Here is a 25,177-nt window from a genome sequence, read left to right as displayed (position 1 = left end):
ATCACATAGAAATAAACTACGGATCATTCCGTAGTTTCAGTCTGTAGAAAAAGTAATGGGATAAGTAAGAACCCCTTGAGATTTAGGCTTCGTCGCGAATCAGCAAGCCGCTTTTTTCCTCATTTTTTTATTTAGAAAAGCGGCGCAGGTCTGAGTAGGAAGCCAAATCTCAAGGGGTTGTCTACAAGTTAAAACTAGGGATCATTTCGTAGTTTATCAAGTCTAGGGTTTATTTTTGTTATTGTATATATGATGTTTTTCCCATATGCTTTCCAGCTTGTTGAAGGTACTACTGATTTCATCTTTTTCCCGCATTCCAACAGCAACAACCAAAGCGTTGATCAAACTTAAAGGTGCAACCAGTGAATCAACAAAAGATGCCATATTGCTTCTGGCAGTTAAGGTGTAATCTGCTATGGATGCGATAGGAGATACTTGACTGTCTGTGATCCCTACAACCAAGGCTCCTTGTTCCTTCGTATATAACAAAGCATCTAGTGTCGTGGAAGAATACCGGGGAAAGCTTATGCCGATGACCAAATCATCTTTTCCTACCCTCAGCAGTTGCTCAAACACATCACTGACTCCGGACGTAACTACCCTTACATTGTCAAGAATCAAATTCAAATAAAAGCCTAAATATTCCGCTAGGGCAGTAGAGCTTCTCAAACCAATGATGTAGATTCTTTTTGCATTAAATATGCAATTGATTACTTTTTGAAACACTTCATAATCTATTTCTTCGATGGTCGCCCGAATATTATCCATGTCTGCTTTTAAGACTTTCTTCAAAGCAGCTCCTTCATTGGTGTAATCCTTGGACATCTCCAATCTTTGAACAGTTGTCAACTTGGTTTTTATGAGTTCTTGCAATTCCCTTTGCAATTTGGGATACCCGTCATATCCCAAAGCGTTTGCAAACCGCACTACAGTCGACTCACTTACTCCCACTTTGCTACCCAGCTTACTTGCTGTCATAAAAGCTGCTTTGTCATAATTTTTTGTAATGAATTCAGCGATCAGTTTTTGTCCTTTGCTTAATCTGGGATAACTTCTTTGAATTGTTTTTATTAAATCCTTCCCATCATCATTCATGACAATTACCCCTTTTGCTTTTTTCAACTAATATTTTTCCACTAGTTTATAGCCTTCTGCCAGTGCCTTGCGGTTTAAATCTTCCGTTCCTTTGGGTACTCTATTCAGAACAGCGGTTTCAAGAGATTCCTTGGTGACGATATTCAACAGTTGTTGGATCGCTCCTATGGCAACGATATTTGCAACCATGGATTTACCCACAACTTCTGTTGCTGTTTGCAAAATTGGAACTTGAACAATCTTTCCTGCCTTGATGCCTTCAGGGATATTTACTGTGCTGTCCACCAACAGTATACCGTCTTTTTTTACTGTAACGGCATATTTATCGCAAGCAACCTGTGTCAATGCTAACAAAAGATCTGCCGTCTCCACCTTGGGATAATCGATTTCATCATTACTAATAATCACTTCGGCTTTGCTTGCGCCGCCCCTGGCTTCCGGACCGTAGGATTGGGATTGTATGGCATTTTTTCCATCCAGCAAAGCCGCTTCAGCCAGTATGATTCCACCTAAAATAAGTCCCTGTCCGCCTGAACCGGTTAGTCTTATTTCAATCTGTCTTTCCATACTATCTCTCCTTTTGAAATCTATCTATGATTTTCTGATACTCCTCTGTGTACTCAGGTTCAGTCACATTTTTAAATTCACCAATTAGAAATTTGCCTTCCAGTTTTTCAGGAGGAAGTTTTTGCGCTGCTTTCACATCGACGGCGTGATCCTTTAACCAATGCATCATATCAACGACACTGCCCTTTTTATTTTTTCTGCCGTAGTAAGTAGGACATATGCTAATTGCCTCAACCAAAGAAAATCCTTTATTTTGAATTGCATTTTCAACAAGTTTAATTAACTGCTGGACGTGATAAGCTGTTCCCCTTGCTGTATAGGTAGCACCGGCTGCTGCAGCCAATGCTGCAATATCAAAGCTTTTATCGATATTTCCATAGGGAGCTGTCGTACCCAAATCTCCTGTTGGTGTCGTTGGGGAATATTGTCCTCCCGTCATGCCGTAAATATTATTGTTGAAGACGATCGTTGTAATATTGATATTTCTTCTTGCAGCATGTATTAAATGATTGCCGCCAATGGCTGCTGCATCTCCATCTCCCGTAACCACAATGACTTCCAGCTCCGGTCTGGCCATTTTTACACCGGTAGCAAAAGCCAAGGCCCTGCCATGGGTAGTATGAAGGGTATTAAAGTCCATATATCCTGGAGCTCTAGAAGAACATCCGATACCGGATACGACGCATACTTTATCCTTATCTAAACCTAAATTGTGAATTGCCTGTGTGACTGCTCGCATCAATATTCCATGCCCGCATCCCGGACACCAAATATGGGGTAATTTATTTCCTCTGTAATACTGCTTCACCAATTGACTTGACACTTTATTTTACCTCCTCCACTTTAGATAATATCTCATCAGGAGTGATTACTTCACCATTAATTTTTCCAACATGGTAAACTTCCGTAGCTCCTTTGACGACCCTCTCTACTTCTAATACCAATTGACCGTAATTCATTTCCGCTACGATAATGGCCTTTACATTCTTTGCAATCTCTTTCACTCGTTTCTCAGGGAAAGGCCATATGGTGATCGGCCTAAACAGTCCTACTTTTAATCCTTTCTCACGGGCTTTTTTCATGGCGCTTTTTGCAGAACGGGCTGTTCCGCCATAAGACAATAAAACGATTTCCGCATCTTCTATATTGTTTTCCTCATAAGTAATGATGTCATCCAGATGATCCTCAACCTTTTTCATCAGTCTTGTCATCAAATGATGTGCCACTTCCGAACTATTGCTTGGGAAACCACTTTCATCATGCATTAGACCGGTTACATGGAATCGAAAACCGTCCCCGTAGGCCGCCATAGGAGGAACGATTTGGCCTTCTTCAACCTTATAGGGTAAGTAGTTTTTATCTCCGGGAGCAGGTTTTAATCGATCTATTACTTCAATTTCACTGGCATCTGGGATCTCAATTTTTTCCCTCATATGTCCCACAACTTCATCCAACATTAAAAATACCGGGGTTCTATATTTTTCAGCCAGGTTAAAACATCGAATGGTCAAATCAAAGGTTTCTTTTACAGAAGATGGAGATAATGCAATGACGGGATGATCTCCATGGGTTCCCCATTTTGCCTGCATAATATCGCCTTGGGAAGGCGCAGTAGGCAATCCTGTACTTGGGCCTCCTCTCTGCACATCTACGATGACGATAGGAATTTCCGCAAGGGCTGCATATCCTATGTTTTCTTGTTTCAATGAAAAGCCCGGACCACTGGTAGCAGTCATGGATTTCAGACCAGCCAGGGATGCGCCGATGGCAGCAGCAATACCTGCAATTTCGTCTTCCATTTGTATAAATTTTCCACCTATTCTAGGTAACTTCTGAGCAGAAACTTCGGCGATTTCGGTGGAAGGAGTAATAGGATAACCGGCATAGAATCTCATTCCGGCAGCAATGGCGCCTTCTACACAGGCTTCATTGCCTTGCATTAACTTTACATTACTTTTCTTCATCTTCGTTACCTCCTAAAAAGATTGCATAATCGGGACAGCGTAATTCACACAAGCCGCATTTTATACATTTTTCCGGATCTACGATTTCTATTTTCTCGTCTTTTAGCGCAAGTACATTTTTAGGGCAGAATGCAACACAGATACCGCATCCTTTACACCACTCTTTTTTTATCTTTAAAGTAAGATTCTCCTTTTGGATCCCCATGATCGTCTGCTCCCTTCACAAAAATATATCTTCTTTTCTCTCCCATCATACCAAAAATGTGCAAATAATGCAACAAATAATTCATTTTTTGCTAAAACTTTGAGATGATGCAATAATTCTTTCAAATTATATACTTGCAGGATAGCATTCAAGTCTATCATTATATATGTATTCTATTATGCAATTTTATTGTTCAAAAAAATAAAAGGCATAGAATTTTTATGCCTTTTGTATATTCCACTGATGCAATTGATCAATGAGATCAAATTTTGTTAAATCGAAGTGAATCGGTGTAATGGATATGTATTGATTTTGTATGCTATGGATGTCAGTGCCTTCTCCATTTTCATGATCTACAATTTCTCCGCCTAACCAGTAGTAGATTTGCCCTCTGGGGTCAATTCTCTCTATAAAGGAATTTTTATATTTTCTTACACCCAAAGTGGTAATTTTTACACCCTTTATTTTTTCTTTCGTGGTGTTAGGAATATTTACGTTCAATAGCGTATCGGGGGGAAGGCTATGGTTTATGACCTTATCTGCCAATAGGGTACAGAATTCGGCGGCATAATCGTAGCAGACGTTCTGATAATCTGCCAAAGATACAGCTACAGCGGGTATTCCTAGAATAGCGCCTTCAATGGCGGCAGATACAGTTCCAGAATATAGTACATCCGTTCCAAGGTTTGGTCCCTTATTAATACCGGAAAAAACGATATCGGGCTTGTGATCCATAAGGGCCTCAACAGCAAGCTTTACGCAATCTGTAGGGGTTCCGTTCACAGACCAAGCCTGAAATGATGTATGAAGCAGTTTGACTTTTTCAGCTCGCAGAGGATGATGCATGGTAATGGCGTGGCCAGTAGCACTTCTTTGTCGATCCGGTGCTACAACCCAAACTTCTCCCAATTTTTCCAGTGCGCAGGCTAATTTATAAATTCCTTCTGCATAGATGCCATCATCATTGGTTACTAATATTCTCAATTTATATACCTCCTCAATGTTCAGCAAGATAAATGGCAGGATGCTCTAATAGTAATGTATCATAAAACAAATACTATTATTACTTATTTTTTTAGAATGATGATTAGGAGTGATGGTTTTGATTCAGATTGACGATTCAGGAAGCGGCAGCTTAATCGGAGGAACGTGCATTGGTGCTATGAGAAAAGAAACAGGTGAATATCATTATGAAATCATTCCCATGGAACTATATAGACCCGACATATTTGACAAAAAAGTTTACTTGGACCATGCAGTGGAAATTTCTAAATCCTTGCTGGAAAAACTGAATGTCTCCAAAGAAGAAAAAATTGAAATATGCAGAGGGTATATGTTTGATAAAGTACGGCTTTGGTTAAAAGACTACCATTATCATTTTATCAGTACTTCCATAGGAGAACCCTTGCAAACTGTCGTAGAATCAACCTTTGAGAGCTATGCTGTCAGCCTAGGGCTGCCAAAGCAGTTTTTAAGCTATACAAAATATCCTTTTCATTTTCATCGATTGCTCAGATGGGTTTATGCCGATTATGAGAACAGATATATCTTATGCAAAACCGGATGGAAAAGCTGGAAGAAATATGGTGCTTTGCCTGTATCGACTAGCTATCGGGTATTGAAGAAATCCAATTACAGATGCCTAAAATGCGGACAACCCATTGAAAAGGACAGCACAGCAAAGGTATTGAAATATATCAGCAATCGACCGAATATCATATACTTGCACGACCAATGCTAAAGGAACAAAGCTCCCGGATGGAGGAGTTTTCTAAGAATTTTATACAGGATACGTTTTTTGATCCTTATCCGCATATTCGCTATCAATTTTGTACTTTTGCGCCTGACGGTATTTAAAATATTCCATAGCCACTTGGGGAAATAAAGCATAGGACAACACATCCTCCTCTTGCTCTAGGTATTCTTTCATTTCATTTCGAATACTTTCCAATTGTGGAGGAATTAAATCAGCAGGCCTGCAAGTAATTACTTCCTCATCACCAATAATTTTCTTTCTGATTTCTTGGGAAATCTCAACCGTGGGTTTGCCGTATTCGCCTTTCACATATGCCTTGATTTCTTTGGGCACCATCTTGTACCTCTCTCCTAAAACTACATTGAATACGGCTTGGGTGCCTACCATTTGGCTCATGGGAGTTACCAGAGGGGGATATCCCAAATCCTCCCTTACCCTAGGCACTTCTTTGAGCACTTCTTCATATTTGTCCAGGGCATGTTGCATTTTTAGTTGTGAAACCAAGTTGGAAAGCATTCCTCCTGGCACCTGATATACAAGGGCATTTACATCAACGCCCAATACCTTGGGATTTAACTGTCCGCTTTCCAGGTATTGATCCCTTATGGGACGAAAATACTCGGCAATCTCATTTAATTGCTCAAGACTTAAACCTGTATCATATTCCGTATTTTTTAGGGCTGCTACAAAGGGCTCCGTCGGTGGCTGAGAGGTGCCCAACGCCATGGGAGAAATTGCACAATCGACCACATCAACCCCTGCTTCTATGGCTTTTATATAAGTCATGGATGCCATTCCGCTGGTATAATGGGTATGCAGTTGAATGGGGACCTTCACCCTTTGTTTCAACATGGAAATTAACTCATAGGCAGTATAGGGTGTTAAAATTCCCGACATATCTTTGACACATATGGAATCGGCGCCCATGTCTTCCATTTGTTTTGCAACTTTTAAATAATGCTCTGTGCTATGTACAGGGCTAATGGTATAAGAAATTGCCGCCTGGGCATGACCGCCTTCCTGTTTTGTAGTTTTTAAAGCTACTTCCAAGTTTCTTACATCATTTAAAGCATCAAAAATTCTAATGATATCTATGCCATTGGAAATAGATCTTTTCACAAATTCTGACACAACGTCATCGGCATAATGTCTGTATCCCAACAAATTTTGTCCTCTTAAAAGCATTTGCAGTTTTGTGCTTTTTACGGCTTTGCGAATGATTCTTAGTCTTTCCCAAGGATCCTCATTTAAAAATCTTAAAGAAGCATCAAAGGTGGCTCCACCCCACATTTCCAAGGAGTGATATCCAACTTTATCCAGAGCCTCCAGAATGGGAACCATCTCTTCCGTCTTCATTCGTGTGGCGATCAGCGATTGATGGGCATCCCGCAAAACCGTTTCCGTTATTTTTACTTTCGCCATTCTATTCCTCCTTGCGTATTTTTTCATCATAAAGCAACTGTATACAAAGATCCAACGATAGATGATGCATGATATTCTATAGAAAAAATATGAATCCTTCCTTTTATCTGTATATGGGGGTATGAAAAGTATCCATAGATTTTAGGGATTATTTTTTTTCGATGACAAGTAAAAAAGGGGGATTATTTTTCTGATTGATAAAATCCAATCTTAGGACATGAAATTGGTTTTGATCAAGGGTTGTTGCATAAGCCAGCACCTGATCTTTTTCAATCATACCTTCCTCATGCCCATGATATACGGCTATGGTGATGATGCCATTCCTTTTTAGAAGGCTCAAGGCCTTTTCGATGGCGATGATGGTCGTATCAGGTTTGGTGACAATATGGTGATCGCCTTTGGGAAGATATCCCAGATTAAACATAACGGCTGAAACCTCTTGGAATACATAAAGATCCATGTTTTCATGGCCATCGTGAATCAATTCTACAGCATCCGCCATATGGAAGGATTGCAGCAATTTTTTAGTGTTTTCAATGGCTTTTTCCTGGATGTCGAACGCGATTACTTTTCCTGTATTGCCAACCATTTTTCTTAGATACAGCGTATCATTTCCATTGCCCATGGTGGCATCGATAACGGTATCTCCTTCCTGAACAACAGCAGATATGATGTGTTTTGCAAGATTTGTGGCTTTTGTTAAGTATTTTGCACCCATCATTGACACACCTTACCATCTCTATTGATTCGATCTGCAGGATTTTTGGAAAAAATCCGGCAGCATGGCTTCCCAAAGAGAAACATCCTGTCTAAAATTCTTTTCTATGAACGTCTTTATGGCTTCATCCTCATGTTGTTGTATATTTAATTTACAAAACCCTACTTTTTTAAAAAATTTCCCATGTTGTTGCGTTCCTACAATCATACGCCGAATTCCTTTTTTATCTGCCAAGTTTAAAACTGCTTTTAGGATACCATCCCCCAAATATTCTCTTTGGCGGTCCCTTCGCACTACCACAAAGCGCAAAATCCCTATGGAGCCAAAGGATTCGTAACCTGCCGCAGCTACAGGTATTTCATTGTCATAGGCAATCATACAGTGATCTGCCATTGCTTCCAAGTTTATTTCATCCAAATGGTGATTGTTGATAAGATCTTGAATATTTGACATATCTTTTTGATTTGCAATTTTTATCGTCAGCATTTTTCACGCTCCTTTACGGGTTATTATACCCACTGATCTCATAGCAGAAACCAGATAAATCCTTAAGGTTCGGCTTCCTGCTCAGACCTATGCCCCTTTTCTCCAGTCGCCAGCTGACAGCTGTCAGTTCGCAGTAAGCAGTCAAAAACTATTAACAACCATGAACGATCATCTATTCCCTATCAGCCAGTAGCTAGTATCCAATGGTGGCGAAGCCGAAATCTCAAGGATTTATGAACATTGTATTGCTTTTCCTTCAGTCTGAGTCTATCAAATTTGACAGACTTTTTCAATCATCTGGAAAGAGATTTTAAATAGGCTACTTCTTTAGGAGATAAACATCTCCATTTTCCCCTTGGCAATTGATCTATATTTAGTTTGCCTATGGCAACTCGTTTCAAAGAAACAACAGGATGCCCCAGATGATCAAACATCCTTCTTATCTGTCTGTTTTTTCCTTCATGAATAACGACTTTTACAACAGATGTATCTCTTTCAAGTTTTAGCACCTCTAAAGAGGCTGGCGCAGTAATATATCCCCCAATATCAATTCCCTGCCGAAACTTTTTTTGTGCACTTTGTGCAAGATGGCCCCTTACTTTTGCAATGTATGTTTTGGGAATCTCATGTTTCGGATGGGTAAGCCGATAGGTTAAATCTCCGTCATTGGTCATGAGCAGCAGTCCCGATGTATCATAGTCTAATCGTCCTACAGGATATATTCTCTCTTTTATATCTTTGACCAAATCAATAACCGCAGGACGGTTAAATTCATCGGATACTGTTGTTACAAAACCCTCAGGCTTATGGAGCATAATATAGACTTTTTTTTCTTCAATTTTAACAATTTTATCATCAACGGTGATCACATCAGAGGACGGATCAATCACTGCGCCCATATTTTCAATCACCACGCCGTTTACTTTCACCTTGCCCGAACGTATCAGTTCCTCCGCCTTTCTTCTTGATGCTATACCGGATTGGGCAATATATTTTTGCAGTCTCACACAAACAACTCCTTTATCTTTTGCTAGCTATATTATATATTCTATACTAACTTTTCTTCAAATATATTCAATAAGTTCATTCGTTCAATTTTTGACTTCAGTTCTGTTTTGTCTGTGGTATAGAGGTTTAAATCCTTCATTCGCTGAAAATAATCTGCTCCTGCAAAGGTATATCTTGTTTTTAAGCCTTCCTCTGTTTTGATCCTGTCATTTGCAAAGGCAATCAAATCTCCACAAGCAAGATTTACTGGCAATTCCAAGAGGGACATGCCTTTCCCTAATCTTACGCTGTTATGACCGGCCAAGCTACCTGTGACAATGGCTTCTGTATGCCCCACAAATAATCCTGACTTCTCACCTGCACAAAGCATATTATCGACCCCTGTAATTTTCATTTTGTTATCCCTGGGAGCGATAGAAAGATATCTTACGGAGTTTCCTATTCCTCCTGAATAAGGATCCTCATATCTTGCATTTTCTAATCCTTTGATCCTTCTTAATTTATCCAGAGGATAAAATGGCGCCATGAGTTTTGCATGGCCTGTATCCAGCAAAATTAGATTTTCCGCATATTCTTTTAAGGCATATTGCTGACATACTTTCATTTCCAGCTTTTTTACATGAATATCTTCCTTGGGAACGGGCAATATCACGACTCCTTTCTGGTTTAATTCCTCAACAATCTCAGGGCTTAAAGAGTCCTTGTTCAATTTGCAAGAACCGCTAAAGGCTCCATAAGAACCGTCGCTTCTCTTTCCTAAAATATCTTCCACACCTGCTTTTTGACTAAGACTTATCCGTGGACCGAAGGATGGACATCTCAAAATGCACATGGCGCAGCCGTTTCCATATTTCAAACAGTTGCCCATGGGACCTGTGGATCCGGTAGCTTCTACAAAAACATCTCCTTCTATGACTTCCCCTCCATGGAGGACGATGCCCCTGACACTGTCGTTGTTCATTTTTACATCCACAGCTCTGGATCTTAATTTAAAATCGATGCCCCTGTCTGCCAGTAGCTTTCTGACGATAGGTTCAACTTTGCATACATCATATAGGCTTGCGTGGGAATGGCCTGGAAAATCAACATTTACGTGCCTGGCTGTCTTATCTGTGATTTCAAATAATTCCCCGGCGCCTAACAATGTACATTCTTCCGTGGCAGTATATCGTCCATTATTTCGCATAATTCCTCCCACATTGCCAAGACCAAGTAAAATATCCATTCTTTCTAAGATTGTCACTTGTGCTCCTGCTTTTCTTGCAGTAATAGCTGCTGCAACTCCGGCCCAACCTCCACCGATGACGACAACTTTAACCATGGATATTCCCCCTTTCTATGATTTCTTCAACATCTACCTGGGCTTTACACATTTTGATCCTTTTTCCGTTGATTGTATGGGCTGTGCAAGAACCACAAACTCCTTCGCCGCAACAAATTTCATGGTTATTGGTTGCAACGAGTTTTATGTTTTCATCGCTTTTTGCTATTAGATCTTTTAAAGATTGATGAAGTAAATCAGAGCCGCCGCTGTAAACAAGGCTGTAGCTTTTTTGTCTGAACAGATGGGAAAGTTGTTTCAAACCTTCTTCTGTCCGCAAGTTTAAATATACTTTATCCATTTCCAAACCGTTGAAGTAATCTTCTATAAATGCAGAACCGGTTTTGCCAGGATCAATTACAAAAGTAATCCGATTGTGATGATGAAGCAAATATTCTACTGCAAGCATAGCAGGTGCCAAGGCAATTCCCCTTCCCACCACAAGGACGTCCTTATCCTCGGTGCCTTTTAAATCTTTCAACCCAATCAGGCCATTCCAGTATGGGCCTTTGATGAACATCTTCTCTTGGCAATCAAGAAGAGCTTTTGTTTTTACGCCCAAAATCTGTACGGCTATGTGAATTTCTCCCCTTTGTTCATCAGCATACATAATAGACATGGGGACATCAAAATAAAGCGGTTTTTCCATATCCCTTACAAAAATGTAAGATCCGGGTTGCTTTAGTTGTCTTGCTAAGGTTTTAGATACATGAAATTTAAATACAAACACATTCTCTCCAAATTGCTTTTTTTCAATAATTTTCGATTCTATGGTTTCTCTCGGATTTTTCTTCATATTGCCGCACCAGGAAAATTCCTGGTAAATGCAGACACCACTCCAGTTGCAATCACAAAAACTCTTTCCCTGCAGATGAGAGCATGTGATACATTCATTGTTCTCTGCCAAATAACAGGGACAATATTCACTTCCTGCATCAATGCAAGTGACGATATTTTTCTGACCCAAGCCTCACCCCTCCTTTTTAGGCATAAAAAGACCCTATACTAATAGGGTATTTTGCAGTCAGAAAAAGTGTTACATAGGTAGAGGCAGACGAAAAAATAATCATCCACAAAAAGGATGATCCAGTCTGTAGAAAAAGTAACGGGATAAGTAAGAATCCTTGAGATTTAGGCTTCGTCGCGAATCAGCAAGCCGATTTTTCCCTTGTTTTTTTATTTAGAAAAGCGGCGCAGGTCTGAGCAGGAAGCCAAATCTCAAGGGTTTGTCTACAAGCTAGATCATTCCTTGTATGAACGTCTTTGAATGAAATCAATGATTTTATCTTTCAGATGTTTTTGGTCTATATCCTCCCGGGTAAACAGATCGGTTGTATATAGCAATCTGCCATCCAAATATATTTTTGCTTTGCCGATCTTCATCCCTCTGGCAATGGGCGCATGGATCGTCTCATTGGCTTCTAATACAGACAATATCTTGTTTTTTTCTTCTTCTGAAACAGGAATGATGACGTCTTCCTTTGCCACAATTCCCGTATGAGATTTTTCTCCATTGAAAACAGAAATGGATTTCAAATAAGTATCCCGATGGATCACATGATAGGGTTGATACCTTTTGAAGGCGTAATTCAGCAATAGATAGGAATCTTCAAACCAGTTGGGAGCATCCAGCACCACGGCCACCAACTGCATGCCATTCCTTGTAGCGGAAGTAACCAAGCATCTGCCCGCTGCTTTGGTGTATCCCGTTTTTACACCGTCTCCCCCTTCCAATTGTGTTAGGGTCTTATTTTTATTATAAAAGTATCGATGCCCTTCTCGCTGGGCAGTCCACAGCTTTGTACTGACAATCTTTTTGAAATTTTCATTGAGCAGGGCCTGTCTTGTAATCAGTGCCAAGTCATAAGCGGTGGTATAATGCTGATCGTGATGTAATCCATGGGGATTCATGAAATTTGTGTTGTTTGCTCCTATTTCTTTTGCTTTCCTATTCATCAGTTGACTAAATCCATCAACGGAACCGGCGATATGGGTGGCAATGGCTACGGCCGCATCATTTCCGGAACGCAGCATAAGACCGTAAAGCAAGTCTTCCATTTTTATTTTTTCATCATATTGCAAATATATGGAAGATCCTTCAACGCCCACTGCCTGCCTAGGCACCTTTACCACCGAATCCAGAGAGGATTTCTCCAGGGCCAACAATGCCGTCATAATTTTTGTTGTGCTGGCCATGGGTTTTTTTGCGTGGATATTTTTTTTATACAATATCCTACCGGTTTTTACATCCATGACAATGGCACTAAAAGCAGATATATTGAAATCATCGGCGTATGAAAATGCTATGCTGAATGTTGAAAATAAAAGGGTTAGGGGCAATAATATAAACGCAAATTTTTTCTTCAAGCTGATCACTCCATTGATTATGTTCATTCTTTTTTAGTATTTTCAATATTTCAATAAAACATGCAAAAGAATGTCATAATAAATGGATTCAAATGGATTTACTGGATTCAGATGGATTTGGCTATTCCCTAATGATTTCGCATCCGAATTCCTTTGCTATTTTTTCAGCTTCCTTTAAATCTTCTTCACTCCAAATCGACCAGCCGCCCTTGAGTGTTCCGTTGACAAATATTTCAACCTTATCTTTTTTGAGAATCATAATCTTTTCATTTCTTTTTTTCATTTGCTGTATTTGATTGTGAACGGCCTTTTCTATATCTACATCCATAATCTTTAAAGCAATAAACAAACAGGAAAGGGCATCTTCCAGCTCTCTCCTCGCCTTGTCCATTTCACCCTTCATTAGGGCCTTCATGGATTCAGCAACTTCTTCATTGAGGTGACTGATGGTTTTTTTTGGATCATCGGTGATATACTTTCTATTATTCCAAATAAGTTCTACAGCTTCTTTAAGCTCCATGATTTCTCCCCCTTCATCCAGTCCCGCATATGCAAGTATAAAAAATTTTCGGCTAACTATAATATTCTATATTCTATACTTTTTCCCTTCAAAATGGCAAAACATATAATAAGGAGCGATTTTATCCCGCTCCTTATTCTGTGATAGTTTCCTGTGATATTTCAATTTTTTTTACTTTGTTTTCACCCTTTTTTTCACCCATGGCTTGAATCTTGTCCAATAATTTTGGTGCAAAATTAATAATACTGTCTATCATAGTAGCATTTTGATCTACAGGCATAAGCTTCATATTTCCATTTCCTACCACCATGAATGCCACGGGCTGTACGGAGACACCAGCACCTGTACCTCCTGCAAATGGAAGCTTTTCGCTTCCTTCATCATCCTCTTGTGTCTTTCTGTCATTTTTCACTTTATACTCCCCCCCACCGGAAGCAAAACCGAAGGAGACACGGGAAATGGGGATGATGACTGTTCCGTCGGGAGTCTCCACTGGATCCCCAACGATTGTATTTACGTCTACCATATCCTTTAGACTTTCCATGGTAGTTTTCATTAAAGCTTCAATAGGATGATTCGACATTTTGTTTCTCACCTCGTTTCCAATATACATGGACAAATTTTATCGATGCAATTATAGCATAGCCTATTTTCAGTGTAATTATACAATGTATGCGGGTCTGAAAGATTTCTTGGTCAAAATATGGTACTACATGGAAAGAAATATTTTTGGGATGGATATGTTTCTGAATGATTGCAAACAGAGTTCCTTTGATTCCCCATAACATTCCGGACAATATTCCTGTAACGGCTGCATCGCCGATACCAAATTCAGTTTTCCAGGATAAGCTTTCCAGCACAATTTTCTTTCGTATGTAGGAGAAAATGTTGTAATATCCATGGTATAGATGGGCCAGCTGATCTTGAATTTCTTCTATTTCAGCAAAGTTAAGAAGTTTCTTGTCGTCCTTTATAAAATTTTCTGTCTTCCCTGATTCTACTTCTGTATCTATTTCTAAAACCGATGAATTGTTTTTTCTATTGATCCAGCGGATGAGAGGAATTTCAATCTTGTATTGTATCAGTCCAAAAAAGGTCTTGAAACGGCATATCACTGCATCATTGGTCTTGTCTTTGAGCATTTTGATCTCAATGACAATGGGCATCAGCGAAAGTATTAGGAATAGAACAAAGGCAATTATGAAAACAACTATCAATATATACAAAGTGTTCACCTCACTCTAACTGTGACAGAGTATATTTTTTCCAACCAGCATAAAAATTAAACCTAATCGATCTTTGATTTTTAAAAGCTAAAGGGAATGGCATCAGCAAAATAAAAAAAAATATATTGACATTTTGAAAAATTAGTTTATATTTAATATATGTAAACTGAAAGTTTAATAAGACTAAATGCCGCTATAGTTAAACCCTGAGTTTAATCATAGTAAATCACGGGAGTTTTCAATCTTTCTGGCTTTCGATCGAGGTGATGTGTTTGAAAATAGGAGAAAAACTAAAAAGATTGAGAATTTTAAATGAGTTAACACAAGATGAATTGGCACAGCGCTGTGATTTGACGAAAGGTTTTATCTCACAAATTGAACGGGATTTGACTTCTCCTTCTATTGCTACACTCATTGATATTCTGGAGGCATTGGGAACAGATATCAAAAATTTCTTTAATGAAGAATTAGAGGACAAGATTGTTTTTACGGAAGAAGATATTTATTCCAGTGAAAATGAAGACTTGGGTTATAAGATTTCGTGGCTCATTCCCAATGCTCAAAAAAATATAATGGAGCCTATACTGATTACTTTAAATCCCCATAGTACAAGCAATATTGAGTCTCCCCATAAGGGTGAGGAGTTCGGCTATGTACTGAAAGGCAACATAAACGTATGTGTAGGGAAAAACAAATTTAAGGTGAAGAAAGGTGAAAGCTTTTATTTCAAATCCAATAAAACACATTTTTTAGAAAATCCATATCATAAGCCGGCTACAATTCTTTGGGTAGCCAGTCCACCATCATTTTAAAAGAAGGTGGATCCTTTTGAAAATTAAGTAATGAGATTCCAAGAAGTGTAGTGGATAAAATAAGAAGATTTGGGAATGATACAATCAAAAGCATGACGATTGAAAGCGGGTGCGTAACTTTTAAAATTAAATATGAAGGTGGGATAAGCATTCCCATCTTTATTTATGTAATACAATTAAGGAGGAATAAAACATGGAATTATGGTATACAGAAGAGCATACCGAAAATGTAAGATTTTCTTTGAGGGTAAAGGAGCATCTGTTCTCTGGAGAGAGTGAATTTCAAAAATTGGATATCCTGGATACCTATGAATATGGAAAACTTATGACCCTCGACGGACTGGTCATGGTAACAGAGAAGGATGAATTTGTTTATCATGATATGATTGTACATATCCCCATGGCTGTAAATCCTGATATTAAAAATGTTTTGGTCATTGGAGGCGGCGATGGCGGTACCGTAAGGGAGCTAATGAAGTATCCCCAGATTGTCCATGTGGATATGGTGGAAATAGACAAACTGGTGGTTGACGCTGCACGAAAATATTTTCCCGGGGTGTCCTGTGAATTGGATAATCCGAGGGTAACCGTCCTTTATGAAGATGGAATCAAATTTATACAGGGAAAAGAAAATGTATATGATCTCATTTTGATCGATTCCACAGACCCCATTGGACCAGGGGAAGGTCTGTTTACTACAGAATTTTATCACAATTGCTATCAGGCTCTTACGGAAAAAGGAATATTGATTAATCAAAATGAAACTCCTGTTTATGAAAGTTTTTTTGAAGTAGGCATCAGTTCCAATAAAAAGTTGAAAAAGATGTTTCCTATTGTACAAGTATATCAGGCAAATATCCCAACCTACCCCGGCGGTTATTGGTTGTTTAACTTTGCATCCAAGGAATTTCATCCGATCCATGATTTAAAGGAGAAAGAGTGGAATCAAGCCAACATCAAAACAAAATATTATAACACCGAACTGCACAAAGGATGCTTTGCTCTACCCAACCATGTAAAGGAGAAGATAGAAGATGGAACTCTTTAATAAATATTGTTTTATCGGATGCAACAAATCCTTTGAGGAAAGCAAAATTGTGCTCTTCGGTGCTCCCTTTGACGGCACATGTTCCTACAGGCCAGGCTCTAGATTTGCACCGAATAAGATTCGGATTGACTCCTACGGTTTGGAAACTTACAGCCCTTATTTGGATAGGGATCTGGAGGATCACTTTGTTCATGATGCCGGGGATATTGATTTAACTTTTGGAAATAAATATGCAGTATTAGACGCTATCAAAGGATATGCCGATCACCTGTTGCGCAACGGTAAAAAGCCCCTGATGATTGGAGGGGAACATTTGGTAACCCTTCCGGTGGTATCTGCTGTTTATGAAAGCTATCAGGATGTAGTGGTGCTGCATTTTGATGCCCATACGGATCTTCGGGGTCACTATATGGGTGAAGAATTATCCCATGCAACGGTGATAAAGCAAATATGGAATTTTCTTGGTGACGGGCGTATTTATCAATTCGGTATACGTTCAGGTTTGAAAGAAGAATTTTACTGGGCGGAAAAGGAAGGCCATACCTTTATCAATAAATATGGTTATGAAAAATTAAAAGATATTGTGGAAAAGATAAAAAATAAGCCTGTGTATGTAACCATTGACCTTGATATACTGGATCCTTCCATATTTCCAGGAACTGGGACGCCGGAACCGGGGGGAATCAGTTTCCATGATATGTTGAATATACTCAAAACATTAGATGGGCTCAATATCATAGGGGCAGATGTGGTTGAATTGGCACCGGACTATGATCCTACCGGGGTATCTACAGCCGTTGCATCGAAAGTGCTGAGAGAACTCATGCTAATCCTGTAAAGACAAAATCAATAAAACCGATGAATTATTCATCGGTTTTATTGATTTCATTTTCATCAAAGTCTAGTTTTTCGAAGTTTTCAATAGCCGGCAGCTCTTCCAGGGAGCTCAGACCAAAGGCCTTCAAAAAGGTTTCTGTAGTTCCGTATAAGATGGGACGACCTGTTTTTTCAAGACGACCCTGTTCATAAATTAATTCCTTTTCCAGCAAAGTATGGATCGCTTTATCACTTTTTACCCCCCGTATTCCTTCGATTTCGTGTCTGGTTATCGGTTGTTTGTAAGCGATAATTGCAAGGACTTCTAAAGCTGCCTGGGTGAGCCCTTTGTTTTGTGGTGGTGTACACAGCTTTTGTATATATTCATAATTCTTTGTATTTGTGCATAATTGAAAGCTGTTATTCACTTCAATGATTTGTATGCCCCTTTCTTCCCTTTCATATTCCTTTTTTAAATCTAATATGACTTTTCTTATAAATTCGGGAGGGAGTTCCAAAACTTCGGCAATGGTCTTTACATGTAAAGGGTCTCCCCAAATGAATAACATGGATTCAATAACCGATTGAATTTCTTTTTCTTTCATTAGAGTACACCTCGTTCATTGGCGCAATTTTTTTACAATGATATGACCAAATATTTTATCTTGCTGTACGATCAAAAACCTTAGCTTAATCAGCTCCAACAGTGCTAAAAAGGTCACAACAATCTCGCTCTTATTATAAGGATCAGAAAATAAATGATCAAACCTTACTGCCCCGTTTTGATGCAAATGCTCCTTGATTTGATGAATTTTATCCTCTATTGTAATTTCATCTCTGTGAATTTCACTGGCATATATTTTATCTTCTCCATGGCTTTTTTTCTTTCTTAGCAAATTGTTGAATGCATCAAGCAGTGTACGAATATCCAAGTCGACCAATTCTATGTCATCATACCGGATAAACTGATCCAACTGCTCCTGAGGTCTATAAAATACTTTTTTAAAAACCTCTTCCCTCTTTTTAAATTCATCTGCGGCAGATTTATATTTTTTGTATTCAATAAGCCTGGTAATCAACTCCTGCCTTGGGTCCATCTCATCCATGGCCATAGTCAATTGTTCCTCATGTTTATGGGGTAGCAGCATTTTCGATTTTATTTCAACAAGGGTAGCAGCCATTACCAAAAACTCACTGGTTACTTCCAAATCAAATTTTTGCATGTCATGAATGTATTGGATATACTGGTCTGTGATCTGGGCAATGGGGATATTGTATATATCCACCTCTGCTTTTTCAATAAGGTGAAATAATAAGTCAAAAGGACCTTCAAAGCTCTCAAGTTTTACATTATATGACATTGCATCACCTGCTTTTTTTCAATATGCATCCTTATATTTGTTAGATGCATCTTTTATTATAACATATGAAGAGATAGGAATCACATCATAAAAAAAGTCTTCCGTTGGAAGAGTTAAAGGAAGACTTTTTATCGCTTATTTTCACATTATTGGCTGGATTTGAGGGTTCTGCGAATCATCTTTCCGAATATGTCGATGGCAGAAGCTGTCTCCACAGCCTTTTCTGCAATAAGATCTACCCTATTGATTTCTTTGCCATCAACGGTCAACAAAATTTCACCGATTTTCTGTCCTGCAGCCAAAGGTGCTTTAATGTTTTGGGGGAGGATAATCTCTTTTTGTACTTTATTTTCTTCGCCTTTTTTCACCAAAGCACTGAGATCTTCCTTGGCAATGACCTTTATTTTTTCTTGTTTTCCTTTTTCAACGGTGATTTCATCTACAATCTGATTTTTCTTGACAATAGGAACAGAACTGTAGGATGCAAATCCGTAATTCAATAATTTTTTGGCCTCTTCAAATCGAATTTGCGAGGTGGGGCTCCCCAATATGACAGCAATCAAAGTAAGACCGTTGCGGGTAGCTGAGGCAGACAGGCAATATTTTGCATCAGCGGTAAAACCTGTTTTTATACCATTGGCACCCGGATAAATTCTAATTAATTTATTTGTGTTTGTTAATTCAAGGGTAGTTATTTTCTTGTTAGGCAGTCCAACTTTCATTGTAGACATCCAAATTGTCAACCATTCATGGACTTTAGGATATTTTAATAATTCCTTTGACATAATGGCAATATCATAGGCACTGGTATAGTGACCTTCTTGAGGCAGGCCGTTGGTATTCATAAATTGTGTATCATGCATCCCTAATTCTTTGGCTCTTTCGTTCATCCTTTTGACGAACATTTCCTCCGTGCCGCTTATATGCTCGGCTAGGGCCACACATGCATCATTGGCGGAGGCAACTGCTACGCCCTTTAAAAGCTGTTCTACCGTTTTTTCCTCCCCTGGTTCCAGATAAAGCTGACTGCCTCCCATTTTGGAGGCGCGATCACTGATCAAAACTTTGTCATCCAGAGAAATCTTTTTTTGTTCTAAAGCCTCCATGGCCAGCAGCATTGTCATAATTTTTGTAACACTGGCCGGCGGCAGTTTATCATGAATGTTTTTTTCATATAGAATTGTACCGGTGGAAGCATCCATCAAAATTGCTGCTCTCGCATCCACGTCAAATTCTTCAGCATGGGCTGCGATCGAAAATGAACCGAGTAACAGAGTAAAGCAGATCATAACTGAGACGAATTTATTGAATATTTCTTTCATCTGATGCCCTCCTTGCATTGTGATTTAATCTTATCTTTTCCAGCAATTCCTGTTGTTATGCACAGGAGGGACATTCTCAGATTTATGTAAAATATTACATGATCTGCACATGATCCTTTGAGACAATGGCTTTTATAAGCCTTGGTTTTTGAACAGGTCCTTCTGATAAATGGATGGCCTTTCGAATGATGCTGCCTGCCTGTTCCAATACCTCTGCTTTATTGGTATATAGTGTTGCAATAGAGTCACCCTTATGGACTGTATCACCAATTTTTTTATTCATAACAATCCCCGCAGATAAGTCAATGGGTGAATTTTTATTTTCTCTTCCAGCTCCTAAAATAAGGGCAGCTATACCGATATTGTCAGTTTGAATCGATTGAATATACCCATCTTCTAATGCAATCACCTCTCTTGTATAGGCTGCCTTGGGAAGAAGATTTGTATCTTCAACAACTGCCGGATCACCGCCTTGTGCTTGAACAAATTCTTTAAATTTGCTGAGAGCTTTGCCCGATTCCAAATGGTTTATAACCATTGTACGGGCTTCCGCAATGGAAGGAGCTTCTTTTGCCAAGAAAACCATATAGCTTGCTAAAGTAATACTTAATTCTTTTAGGTCTTCTGGTCCCCTGTTTTTAAGGGTTTGAATTGCTTCTTCAACCTCAAGACTGTTTCCGATTGCAAAACCTAAAGGTTGTTCCATGCTAGTTAGAATGGCAATGGTTTCACGATGCATATGATGGCCTATATCCACCATCTCCTTTGCCAGTTCAATTCCGCTGTCTAAATCCTTCATGAAAGCACCGCTACCCACCTTTACATCCAGTACGATGGCATTGGAACCGGCAGCCAGTTTTTTGCTCATGATACTGCTGGCGATAAGAGACAGATTATCTACTGTGGCCGTTACATCCCTTAGGGCATATAATTTCTTATCGGCAGGAGCAAGATTTGCCGATTGGCCGATAACGGCAATTTTGAATTGATTTACATTATTGATAAATTGCTCATTGGACAGCTCCACATGAAAACCCTGAATAGATTCCAGTTTATCAATCGTTCCTCCCGTATGGCCCAAACCCCTCCCTGACATTTTTGCAACAGGCACGTTGCAGGAGGCCACCAAGGGAGCAACAACGAGAGTCGTAGTATCTCCTACGCCGCCGGTGCTGTGCTTATCGACTTTAATGCCTTCGATTTTCGATAGATCCAGCACATCACCGGAATACATCATTGCTTCTGTCAGGTAGGCCGTTTCTTCTTTATTCATCTTCTGAAAGAAAATGGCCATAAGCAGTGCAGCTGCCTGATAATCAGGGATATTTCCTTTCGTATATTCATTGACAAAATAATAAATCTCATCCTTTGTTAAAGAATATCCTTCTCTTTTTTTCAAGATAATATCGTAGACTCTCATTCCATGTTCACCTCTTGAAGGATACCCTTCACCAGACGAATGAATTTAGGGCGGGTTTGATTTGCGATCTCTACAACCCTTTCATGTTCTAAGGGTTCTAAAGTATCGGCGATGGCCATGTCTGTCACACAGGATATGCCGAGGACTTTTAATCCTGCATGCCTAGCTACAATAACTTCAGGAACCGTTGACATGCCTAAGGTGTCTGCACCGAATTTTCTAAGCATTTTCAGCTCAGCAGCTGACATATAATTGGGCCCGCTAATTGCCACATATACGCCTTTTTTTGTATCGATACCCAGTTTTTCCCCTACTTTTTGGCCTAAAGCAATCAATGCTTTATCGTAGGCTGTGGACATATCGGGAAATCTGGGTCCCAGTGTATCATCATTAGGTCCTATCAATGGATTATCACCGGTAAAATTAATATGGTCTTCGATGAACATGAGTGCTCCGGGATATAATTCGGGATTCATTCCCCCGCAGGCATTGGTCACAAGGAGCATTTTTACGCCAAGCTCTTTCATGACACGGACAGGAAAAGTTACTTCTTGCATGGAATAGCCTTCATAATAGTGGAATCTTCCCTGCATGGCAATCACTTTTTTTCCTTCTAAAGTCCCGATCACCAGTTGGCCTTCGTGACCCTCTACCGTTGAAACGGGAAAATGGGGAATAATCTCATAAGGAATACGCACTGCCTCTTCGATTTCGTTGGCTAAGCTTCCTAGCCCGGAGCCTAGAATTAAGCCTATTTCCGGTGTAGTATTTATTCTGCTTTGAATAAAACTGCTGGCTTCAAAAATCTTCTTGCGCATTAATATTCCTCCCTCATTTTGGTTAAAATTTTCTTTATCAGCATAATAAAGGATTCTCTGACTTTATTGGCGGTATCGATGACTTCATGATGATCCAACGGTTGATTCAAAATGCCCGCTGCCATATTGGTGATGCAGGAAATGCCCAATACTTTCATTCTGCTGTGGGCTGCCACAATTACCTCGGGAACCGTGGACATCCCTACGGCATCTGCGCCTAAAAATCTGGCCATTCGTATTTCTGCCGGCGTTTCATAGGTGGGACCACTGAACATTGCATAAACTCCCTGCTGCAATCGAATACCCTCTTCCCTGGCAGCTTCCTGTGCAATATGAATGAGTTCCTTGTCATATGCTTGGGATGTATCGGGAAATCTTACGCCCAATGCATCGTAATTTTTGCCGATCAAAGGGTTGTCAAAACTCCAGTTGATATGGTCATCAATCACCATAAGATCTCCCGGTTTAAAATTTTCATTTACTCCTCCAGCGGCATTCGTAACAATTAAAGTTTCTGTTCCCAGTTCTTTCATGATTCGAACAGGAAAGGTAACCTCTTCCATGGAATAACCTTCATAGTAATGAAATCGTCCCTGCATGGCAACCACCTGAAGTCCTTCCAATTCTCCAATTACCAGTCTTCCCGCATGCCCTTGTACTGTGGAAACAGGAAAATTAGGAATATCTGCATAGTTGATATACATGGCATGCTGTATTTCATCGGCCATCATTCCCAACCCGGATCCCAAAATCAGGCCAATTTTGGGCCTGATATGGAATTGCTTTTTTATATAAGCAGAAGCTTCTTGAATCTTATCCGGCAAATTTTTCATAAGATCCTCTCCTTCAAAACAAATTTTAAAAAAGCCAATACCCTATGGAGGCATTTCCATATGAAGAATATCAGCAAATTAAGATAGGGTTGTTGTCGAACAAAGAAAAATAAAGAGCCGCTCAGGCCCTGGGATGCGTTTTATTGTAAATTTCCTTAATCTTATTTTTGGTGATTTGTGTATATATTTGTGTTGTAGAGATATCTGAGTGACCAAGCATCTCTTGAACAGATCTTAGGTCAGCTCCGTTTTGCAACAGATGGGTTGCAAAAGAATGTCGCAATGTATGGGGAGTAATTTTCTTATTAATTTTTGCTTTCTGGGTATACATCTTTATAATTTTCCAAAAACCTTGCCTTGTCAATCGAGTTCCGTGATAATTTACAAATAGGGCTTGTTCAGCATTATCACGAACTAAGTTTACTCTACATTCTTTAATAAATCTTTCTATGGCCTTTTTTGCCATACTGCCTATGGGGATAATTCTTTCTTTTGATGAATTATTGCCTTTGCATTGAATATATCCCATTTCCAAATTTAAATCACAATAGTTTAAAGCCACCAGCTCAGATACGCGAATGCCTGTAGCATATAACAATTCAAGCATTGCCTTATCTCTGATTCCTTTTTCGCTGCTATCGTCAGGCTGCGCCAATAATAACTCTACTTCTTTCAAACTTAAAACACTGGGCAGTTTTTTCTCTGATTTTGGCGATTCCAGATTAATTGTCGGGTCCCTGTCAATGTATTTTTCATTTAACAGAAATTGATAAAAAGAACGGATCGATGCAAGATTTCTTGAAATTGTAGAGGTAGCCCGGCCCCTTTTCTGCAAATATAACAAGTATGTAATGATTGTTGTTTTATTGGTATGTTTGATATCATCTACCTTTTTCTCAGCCAGAAAAGCAATATATTGGGAAATGTCCCTTTTATAAGAATCTAATGTATTTTGGGATAATTCCTTTACATTTGCCAAATAATCAATAAAAGCATCAAGCAAAATATTCATAAATTTGTCCCCTTCGTTCCCTATATCCATCTTTAACTACTATTCAACACATCTATCAAAATTCCTTCAAAATTTTTCTTAAATCACAGGAAATTATTTATTTTTATTTTACAAAACATCTGAGGACCTGCTGTAAAATTTTTTTTAAATCTTCCTCTGCATCAATCCTGGGGCTCATTACAAATACACTATTTCTTTTTGGTTTTTCATGCTTTTCCTCATAGATCAATAATTTTAAAAAATGATTGATCATCGAAGGCAATATCATGGAAAAAATGATGAGCATTATGAATATGAGCATAAACAAAGAAAAATGTTTTACCCTTATTTTCAGTATTTTCAAAAACATAATCGTTTCCTCCGAGGCGAAATTTTACATATAACCTGACAATAGTTTCATGAAAACAGGGGTGATGTAGGCTTCAACAATACCACCCAACACAATCATTATGAAAAGGGCAGCAATGACTGAGCTATAGATGACAAATTGTCTCAAGATATCACTTTTATAGGTTTTATTTAATTTATTTTTTATAATCATCATAGAAAAGCTGATACCAATCACGGCAATCACGATAAAGCAAGGGATGATCAATATATTTTGGGGCAGAATGGAACAAAATGAGAAAAGCAAACCCTTCAAACCCATCTGTTCAATGAAAAAACCTACTGTAAATCCGATAATAAAGCCTCTTAAAGCAATCAACAAAAGTATGAAGGGAATACCTACAATTGTAACACCTAACAGCCAAATCAATATGCCTGTCTGCAGGTTATTGAACAGGGATTGTTTCAATATAGAAAAGGATTCTACATGATTTTCCGTGATGAATTGAAAAAAACTTCTCAGATAATGAATAAGTTCTTGTTTTTTCCCATCAGATAAGGCTTTTACCGTAAAGGCCCCTGCGGAAATACCGATCAATAAAAACATGATCACAATAAAATATATAATAAGATTGCCTTGAATATGCTTCAGTGCAATTTCTCTCAATTTCCTCAACAAAAAAATACCCCCTTTTCCTGTCCACTTCTTATAAAATACTATGCCGGATCAGAGGATATTATGACTTGTCAGGA

28 protein-coding genes are annotated in these 25,177 nt (G+C 39.0%); 4 read left to right on the top strand and 24 right to left on the bottom strand.

The window, feature by feature from the left end:
• Positions 1–222: 222 nt before the first annotated feature.
• The 6 genes from AN619_RS04150 to surE form a co-directional block, all read right to left on the bottom strand.
• A complete protein-coding gene (locus tag AN619_RS04150; RefSeq protein WP_068555251.1) occupies positions 223–1,095 on the bottom strand; it encodes a MurR/RpiR family transcriptional regulator in 873 nt (290 codons plus the stop codon).
• A 27-nt stretch (positions 1,096–1,122) separates the two neighbouring features.
• Positions 1,123–1,662 carry a 2-oxoacid:acceptor oxidoreductase family protein gene (locus tag AN619_RS04145; RefSeq protein ID WP_068555216.1) on the bottom strand — a complete coding sequence of 180 codons (540 nt, stop codon included), beginning with the start codon at positions 1,660–1,662 and terminating at the stop codon, positions 1,123–1,125.
• Position 1,663: 1 nt separating this feature from the next.
• A complete protein-coding gene (locus tag AN619_RS04140) occupies positions 1,664–2,485 on the bottom strand; it encodes a 2-oxoacid:ferredoxin oxidoreductase subunit beta (protein ID WP_068555215.1) in 822 nt (273 codons plus the stop codon).
• A gap of 1 nt (position 2,486) precedes the next feature.
• Positions 2,487–3,626 carry a 2-oxoacid:acceptor oxidoreductase subunit alpha gene (locus tag AN619_RS04135; protein ID WP_068555214.1) on the bottom strand — a complete coding sequence of 380 codons (1,140 nt, stop codon included), beginning with the start codon at positions 3,624–3,626 and terminating at the stop codon, positions 2,487–2,489.
• Positions 3,613–3,831 carry a 4Fe-4S binding protein gene (locus tag AN619_RS04130; RefSeq protein WP_068555213.1) on the bottom strand — a complete coding sequence of 73 codons (219 nt, stop codon included), beginning with the start codon at positions 3,829–3,831 and terminating at the stop codon, positions 3,613–3,615. The genes AN619_RS04135 and AN619_RS04130 overlap by 14 nt, the downstream gene beginning before the upstream one ends.
• Before the next feature lie 219 nt (positions 3,832–4,050).
• Positions 4,051–4,815, bottom strand: coding sequence for a 5'/3'-nucleotidase SurE (gene surE / locus AN619_RS04125; protein WP_068555212.1), 765 nt, complete (start codon positions 4,813–4,815; stop codon positions 4,051–4,053).
• 112 nt (positions 4,816–4,927) lie between these two features.
• On the opposite strand from surE, the gene AN619_RS04120 reads away from it, so the two are divergent.
• Complete coding sequence (locus AN619_RS04120) at positions 4,928–5,572, top strand: hypothetical protein (protein WP_408645599.1); 645 nt, start codon at positions 4,928–4,930, stop codon at positions 5,570–5,572.
• A gap of 39 nt (positions 5,573–5,611) precedes the next feature.
• Here AN619_RS04120 and AN619_RS04115 read toward each other — a convergent pair whose 3' ends face one another.
• The 10 genes from AN619_RS04115 to AN619_RS04070 form a co-directional block, all read right to left on the bottom strand.
• Entirely contained in the window at positions 5,612–7,009 is a 1,398-nt protein-coding gene (locus AN619_RS04115) for an oxaloacetate decarboxylase subunit alpha (protein WP_068555210.1), read from the bottom strand.
• 148 nt (positions 7,010–7,157) lie between these two features.
• Entirely contained in the window at positions 7,158–7,727 is a 570-nt protein-coding gene (locus AN619_RS04110) for a class I SAM-dependent methyltransferase (protein ID WP_068555209.1), read from the bottom strand.
• A gap of 21 nt (positions 7,728–7,748) precedes the next feature.
• Positions 7,749–8,213 (bottom strand): GNAT family N-acetyltransferase, encoded by a 465-nt coding sequence (locus tag AN619_RS04105; RefSeq protein WP_068555208.1) that lies wholly within the window; start codon positions 8,211–8,213, stop codon positions 7,749–7,751.
• A gap of 293 nt (positions 8,214–8,506) precedes the next feature.
• A complete protein-coding gene (locus AN619_RS04100) occupies positions 8,507–9,220 on the bottom strand; it encodes a pseudouridine synthase (protein WP_068555207.1) in 714 nt (237 codons plus the stop codon).
• Between the two features lie 41 nt (positions 9,221–9,261).
• The gene (locus AN619_RS04095; protein ID WP_068555206.1) at positions 9,262–10,542 is read right to left on the bottom strand and encodes an FAD-dependent oxidoreductase; all 1,281 of its coding nucleotides are present in this window, start codon (positions 10,540–10,542) and stop codon (positions 9,262–9,264) included.
• Positions 10,535–11,509 carry a sulfide/dihydroorotate dehydrogenase-like FAD/NAD-binding protein gene (locus tag AN619_RS04090; RefSeq protein WP_068555205.1) on the bottom strand — a complete coding sequence of 325 codons (975 nt, stop codon included), beginning with the start codon at positions 11,507–11,509 and terminating at the stop codon, positions 10,535–10,537. Before AN619_RS04090 ends, AN619_RS04095 begins: the two co-directional genes overlap by 8 nt.
• Positions 11,510–11,784: 275 nt before the next feature.
• Positions 11,785–12,909 (bottom strand): D-alanyl-D-alanine carboxypeptidase family protein, encoded by a 1,125-nt coding sequence (locus AN619_RS04085; RefSeq protein ID WP_068555204.1) that lies wholly within the window; start codon positions 12,907–12,909, stop codon positions 11,785–11,787.
• Positions 12,910–13,030: 121 nt separating this feature from the next.
• Entirely contained in the window at positions 13,031–13,429 is a 399-nt protein-coding gene (locus tag AN619_RS04080) for a MazG nucleotide pyrophosphohydrolase domain-containing protein (protein WP_068555203.1), read from the bottom strand.
• 133 nt (positions 13,430–13,562) lie between these two features.
• Entirely contained in the window at positions 13,563–14,012 is a 450-nt protein-coding gene (gene ytfJ, locus AN619_RS04075; RefSeq protein ID WP_068555202.1) for a GerW family sporulation protein, read from the bottom strand.
• Complete coding sequence (locus AN619_RS04070) at positions 13,993–14,655, bottom strand: DUF2953 domain-containing protein (RefSeq protein WP_068555201.1); 663 nt, start codon at positions 14,653–14,655, stop codon at positions 13,993–13,995. The genes ytfJ and AN619_RS04070 overlap by 20 nt, the downstream gene beginning before the upstream one ends.
• Before the next feature lie 272 nt (positions 14,656–14,927).
• Between AN619_RS04070 and AN619_RS04065 the strand changes: the two genes are divergently transcribed.
• From AN619_RS04065 to speB, 3 genes are all read left to right on the top strand, one after another.
• The gene (locus AN619_RS04065) at positions 14,928–15,467 is read left to right on the top strand and encodes a helix-turn-helix domain-containing protein (RefSeq protein ID WP_068555200.1); all 540 of its coding nucleotides are present in this window, start codon (positions 14,928–14,930) and stop codon (positions 15,465–15,467) included.
• Positions 15,468–15,660: 193 nt separating this feature from the next.
• Complete coding sequence (gene speE / locus AN619_RS04060) at positions 15,661–16,515, top strand: polyamine aminopropyltransferase (RefSeq protein ID WP_068555199.1); 855 nt, start codon at positions 15,661–15,663, stop codon at positions 16,513–16,515.
• Positions 16,502–17,353, top strand: coding sequence for an agmatinase (gene speB / locus AN619_RS04055; protein WP_068555198.1), 852 nt, complete (start codon positions 16,502–16,504; stop codon positions 17,351–17,353). The genes speE and speB overlap by 14 nt, the downstream gene beginning before the upstream one ends.
• 25 nt (positions 17,354–17,378) lie before the next feature.
• Here the strand turns inward: speB and scpB are convergent, their stop codons facing one another.
• The 8 genes from scpB to spoIIM all read right to left on the bottom strand — a co-directional run bounded on the left by scpB (position 17,379) and on the right by spoIIM (position 25,103).
• Entirely contained in the window at positions 17,379–17,936 is a 558-nt protein-coding gene (gene scpB / locus AN619_RS04050) for an SMC-Scp complex subunit ScpB (protein WP_068555197.1), read from the bottom strand.
• A gap of 15 nt (positions 17,937–17,951) precedes the next feature.
• Positions 17,952–18,692: a segregation and condensation protein A gene (locus AN619_RS04045; RefSeq protein WP_068555196.1), complete on the bottom strand. Its 741-nt coding sequence runs from the start codon at positions 18,690–18,692 to the stop codon at positions 17,952–17,954.
• Between the two features lie 146 nt (positions 18,693–18,838).
• Positions 18,839–20,014 carry a D-alanyl-D-alanine carboxypeptidase family protein gene (locus tag AN619_RS04040; protein ID WP_068555195.1) on the bottom strand — a complete coding sequence of 392 codons (1,176 nt, stop codon included), beginning with the start codon at positions 20,012–20,014 and terminating at the stop codon, positions 18,839–18,841.
• A gap of 94 nt (positions 20,015–20,108) precedes the next feature.
• A complete protein-coding gene (locus tag AN619_RS04035; protein ID WP_068555194.1) occupies positions 20,109–21,434 on the bottom strand; it encodes a pyrimidine-nucleoside phosphorylase in 1,326 nt (441 codons plus the stop codon).
• Positions 21,431–22,252, bottom strand: a complete 822-nt coding sequence (locus tag AN619_RS04030; RefSeq protein WP_068555193.1) for a purine-nucleoside phosphorylase — start codon at positions 22,250–22,252, stop codon at positions 21,431–21,433. The genes AN619_RS04035 and AN619_RS04030 overlap by 4 nt, the downstream gene beginning before the upstream one ends.
• Positions 22,252–23,085, bottom strand: a complete 834-nt coding sequence (locus AN619_RS04025) for a purine-nucleoside phosphorylase (RefSeq protein WP_068555192.1) — start codon at positions 23,083–23,085, stop codon at positions 22,252–22,254. The genes AN619_RS04030 and AN619_RS04025 overlap by 1 nt, the downstream gene beginning before the upstream one ends.
• 121 nt (positions 23,086–23,206) lie before the next feature.
• Positions 23,207–24,097 carry a site-specific tyrosine recombinase XerD gene (gene xerD / locus AN619_RS04020; protein WP_068555191.1) on the bottom strand — a complete coding sequence of 297 codons (891 nt, stop codon included), beginning with the start codon at positions 24,095–24,097 and terminating at the stop codon, positions 23,207–23,209.
• 373 nt (positions 24,098–24,470) lie between these two features.
• The gene (gene spoIIM / locus AN619_RS04010) at positions 24,471–25,103 is read right to left on the bottom strand and encodes a stage II sporulation protein M (protein WP_068555189.1); all 633 of its coding nucleotides are present in this window, start codon (positions 25,101–25,103) and stop codon (positions 24,471–24,473) included.
• Between the last annotated feature and the right edge of the window lie 74 nt (positions 25,104–25,177).

The sequence above is a fragment of the Thermotalea metallivorans genome, assembly GCF_001562415.1.
In the GTDB taxonomy this organism is placed as follows: Bacteria; Bacillota; Clostridia; order Peptostreptococcales; family Thermotaleaceae; genus Thermotalea; species Thermotalea metallivorans.
The sequence above is the reverse complement of the archived record's forward strand: the minus strand, read 5'-3'. Positions and strand labels throughout refer to the sequence as shown.

Bases quoted from the DNA above. Each gene is read 5' to 3' on its own strand.
- AN619_RS04030 (WP_068555193.1), bottom strand. From the start codon at position 22,252: ATGCGCAAGAAGATTTTTGAAGCCAGCAGTTTTATTCAAAGCAGAATA.
- AN619_RS04110 (WP_068555209.1), bottom strand. From the start codon at position 7,727: ATGGGTGCAAAATACTTAACAAAAGCCACAAATCTTGCAAAACACATC.
- speB (WP_068555198.1), top strand. From the start codon at position 16,502: ATGGAACTCTTTAATAAATATTGTTTTATCGGATGCAACAAATCCTTT.
- AN619_RS04150 (WP_068555251.1), bottom strand. From the start codon at position 1,095: ATGAATGATGATGGGAAGGATTTAATAAAAACAATTCAAAGAAGTTAT.
- AN619_RS04045 (WP_068555196.1), bottom strand. From the start codon at position 18,692: ATGTCATATAATGTAAAACTTGAGAGCTTTGAAGGTCCTTTTGACTTA.
- speE (WP_068555199.1), top strand. From the start codon at position 15,661: ATGGAATTATGGTATACAGAAGAGCATACCGAAAATGTAAGATTTTCT.
- AN619_RS04095 (WP_068555206.1), bottom strand. From the start codon at position 10,542: ATGGTTAAAGTTGTCGTCATCGGTGGAGGTTGGGCCGGAGTTGCAGCA.
- scpB (WP_068555197.1), bottom strand. From the start codon at position 17,936: ATGAAAGAAAAAGAAATTCAATCGGTTATTGAATCCATGTTATTCATT.
- AN619_RS04135 (WP_068555214.1), bottom strand. From the start codon at position 3,626: ATGAAGAAAAGTAATGTAAAGTTAATGCAAGGCAATGAAGCCTGTGTA.
- AN619_RS04120 (WP_408645599.1), top strand. From the start codon at position 4,928: ATGGTTTTGATTCAGATTGACGATTCAGGAAGCGGCAGCTTAATCGGA.
- AN619_RS04115 (WP_068555210.1), bottom strand. From the start codon at position 7,009: ATGGCGAAAGTAAAAATAACGGAAACGGTTTTGCGGGATGCCCATCAA.
- ytfJ (WP_068555202.1), bottom strand. From the start codon at position 14,012: ATGTCGAATCATCCTATTGAAGCTTTAATGAAAACTACCATGGAAAGT.
- AN619_RS04145 (WP_068555216.1), bottom strand. From the start codon at position 1,662: ATGGAAAGACAGATTGAAATAAGACTAACCGGTTCAGGCGGACAGGGA.
- AN619_RS04080 (WP_068555203.1), bottom strand. From the start codon at position 13,429: ATGGAGCTTAAAGAAGCTGTAGAACTTATTTGGAATAATAGAAAGTAT.
- AN619_RS04035 (WP_068555194.1), bottom strand. From the start codon at position 21,434: ATGAGAGTCTACGATATTATCTTGAAAAAAAGAGAAGGATATTCTTTA.
- AN619_RS04025 (WP_068555192.1), bottom strand. From the start codon at position 23,085: ATGAAAAATTTGCCGGATAAGATTCAAGAAGCTTCTGCTTATATAAAA.
- xerD (WP_068555191.1), bottom strand. From the start codon at position 24,097: ATGAATATTTTGCTTGATGCTTTTATTGATTATTTGGCAAATGTAAAG.
- AN619_RS04130 (WP_068555213.1), bottom strand. From the start codon at position 3,831: ATGGGGATCCAAAAGGAGAATCTTACTTTAAAGATAAAAAAAGAGTGG.
- AN619_RS04040 (WP_068555195.1), bottom strand. From the start codon at position 20,014: ATGAAAGAAATATTCAATAAATTCGTCTCAGTTATGATCTGCTTTACT.
- AN619_RS04105 (WP_068555208.1), bottom strand. From the start codon at position 8,213: ATGCTGACGATAAAAATTGCAAATCAAAAAGATATGTCAAATATTCAA.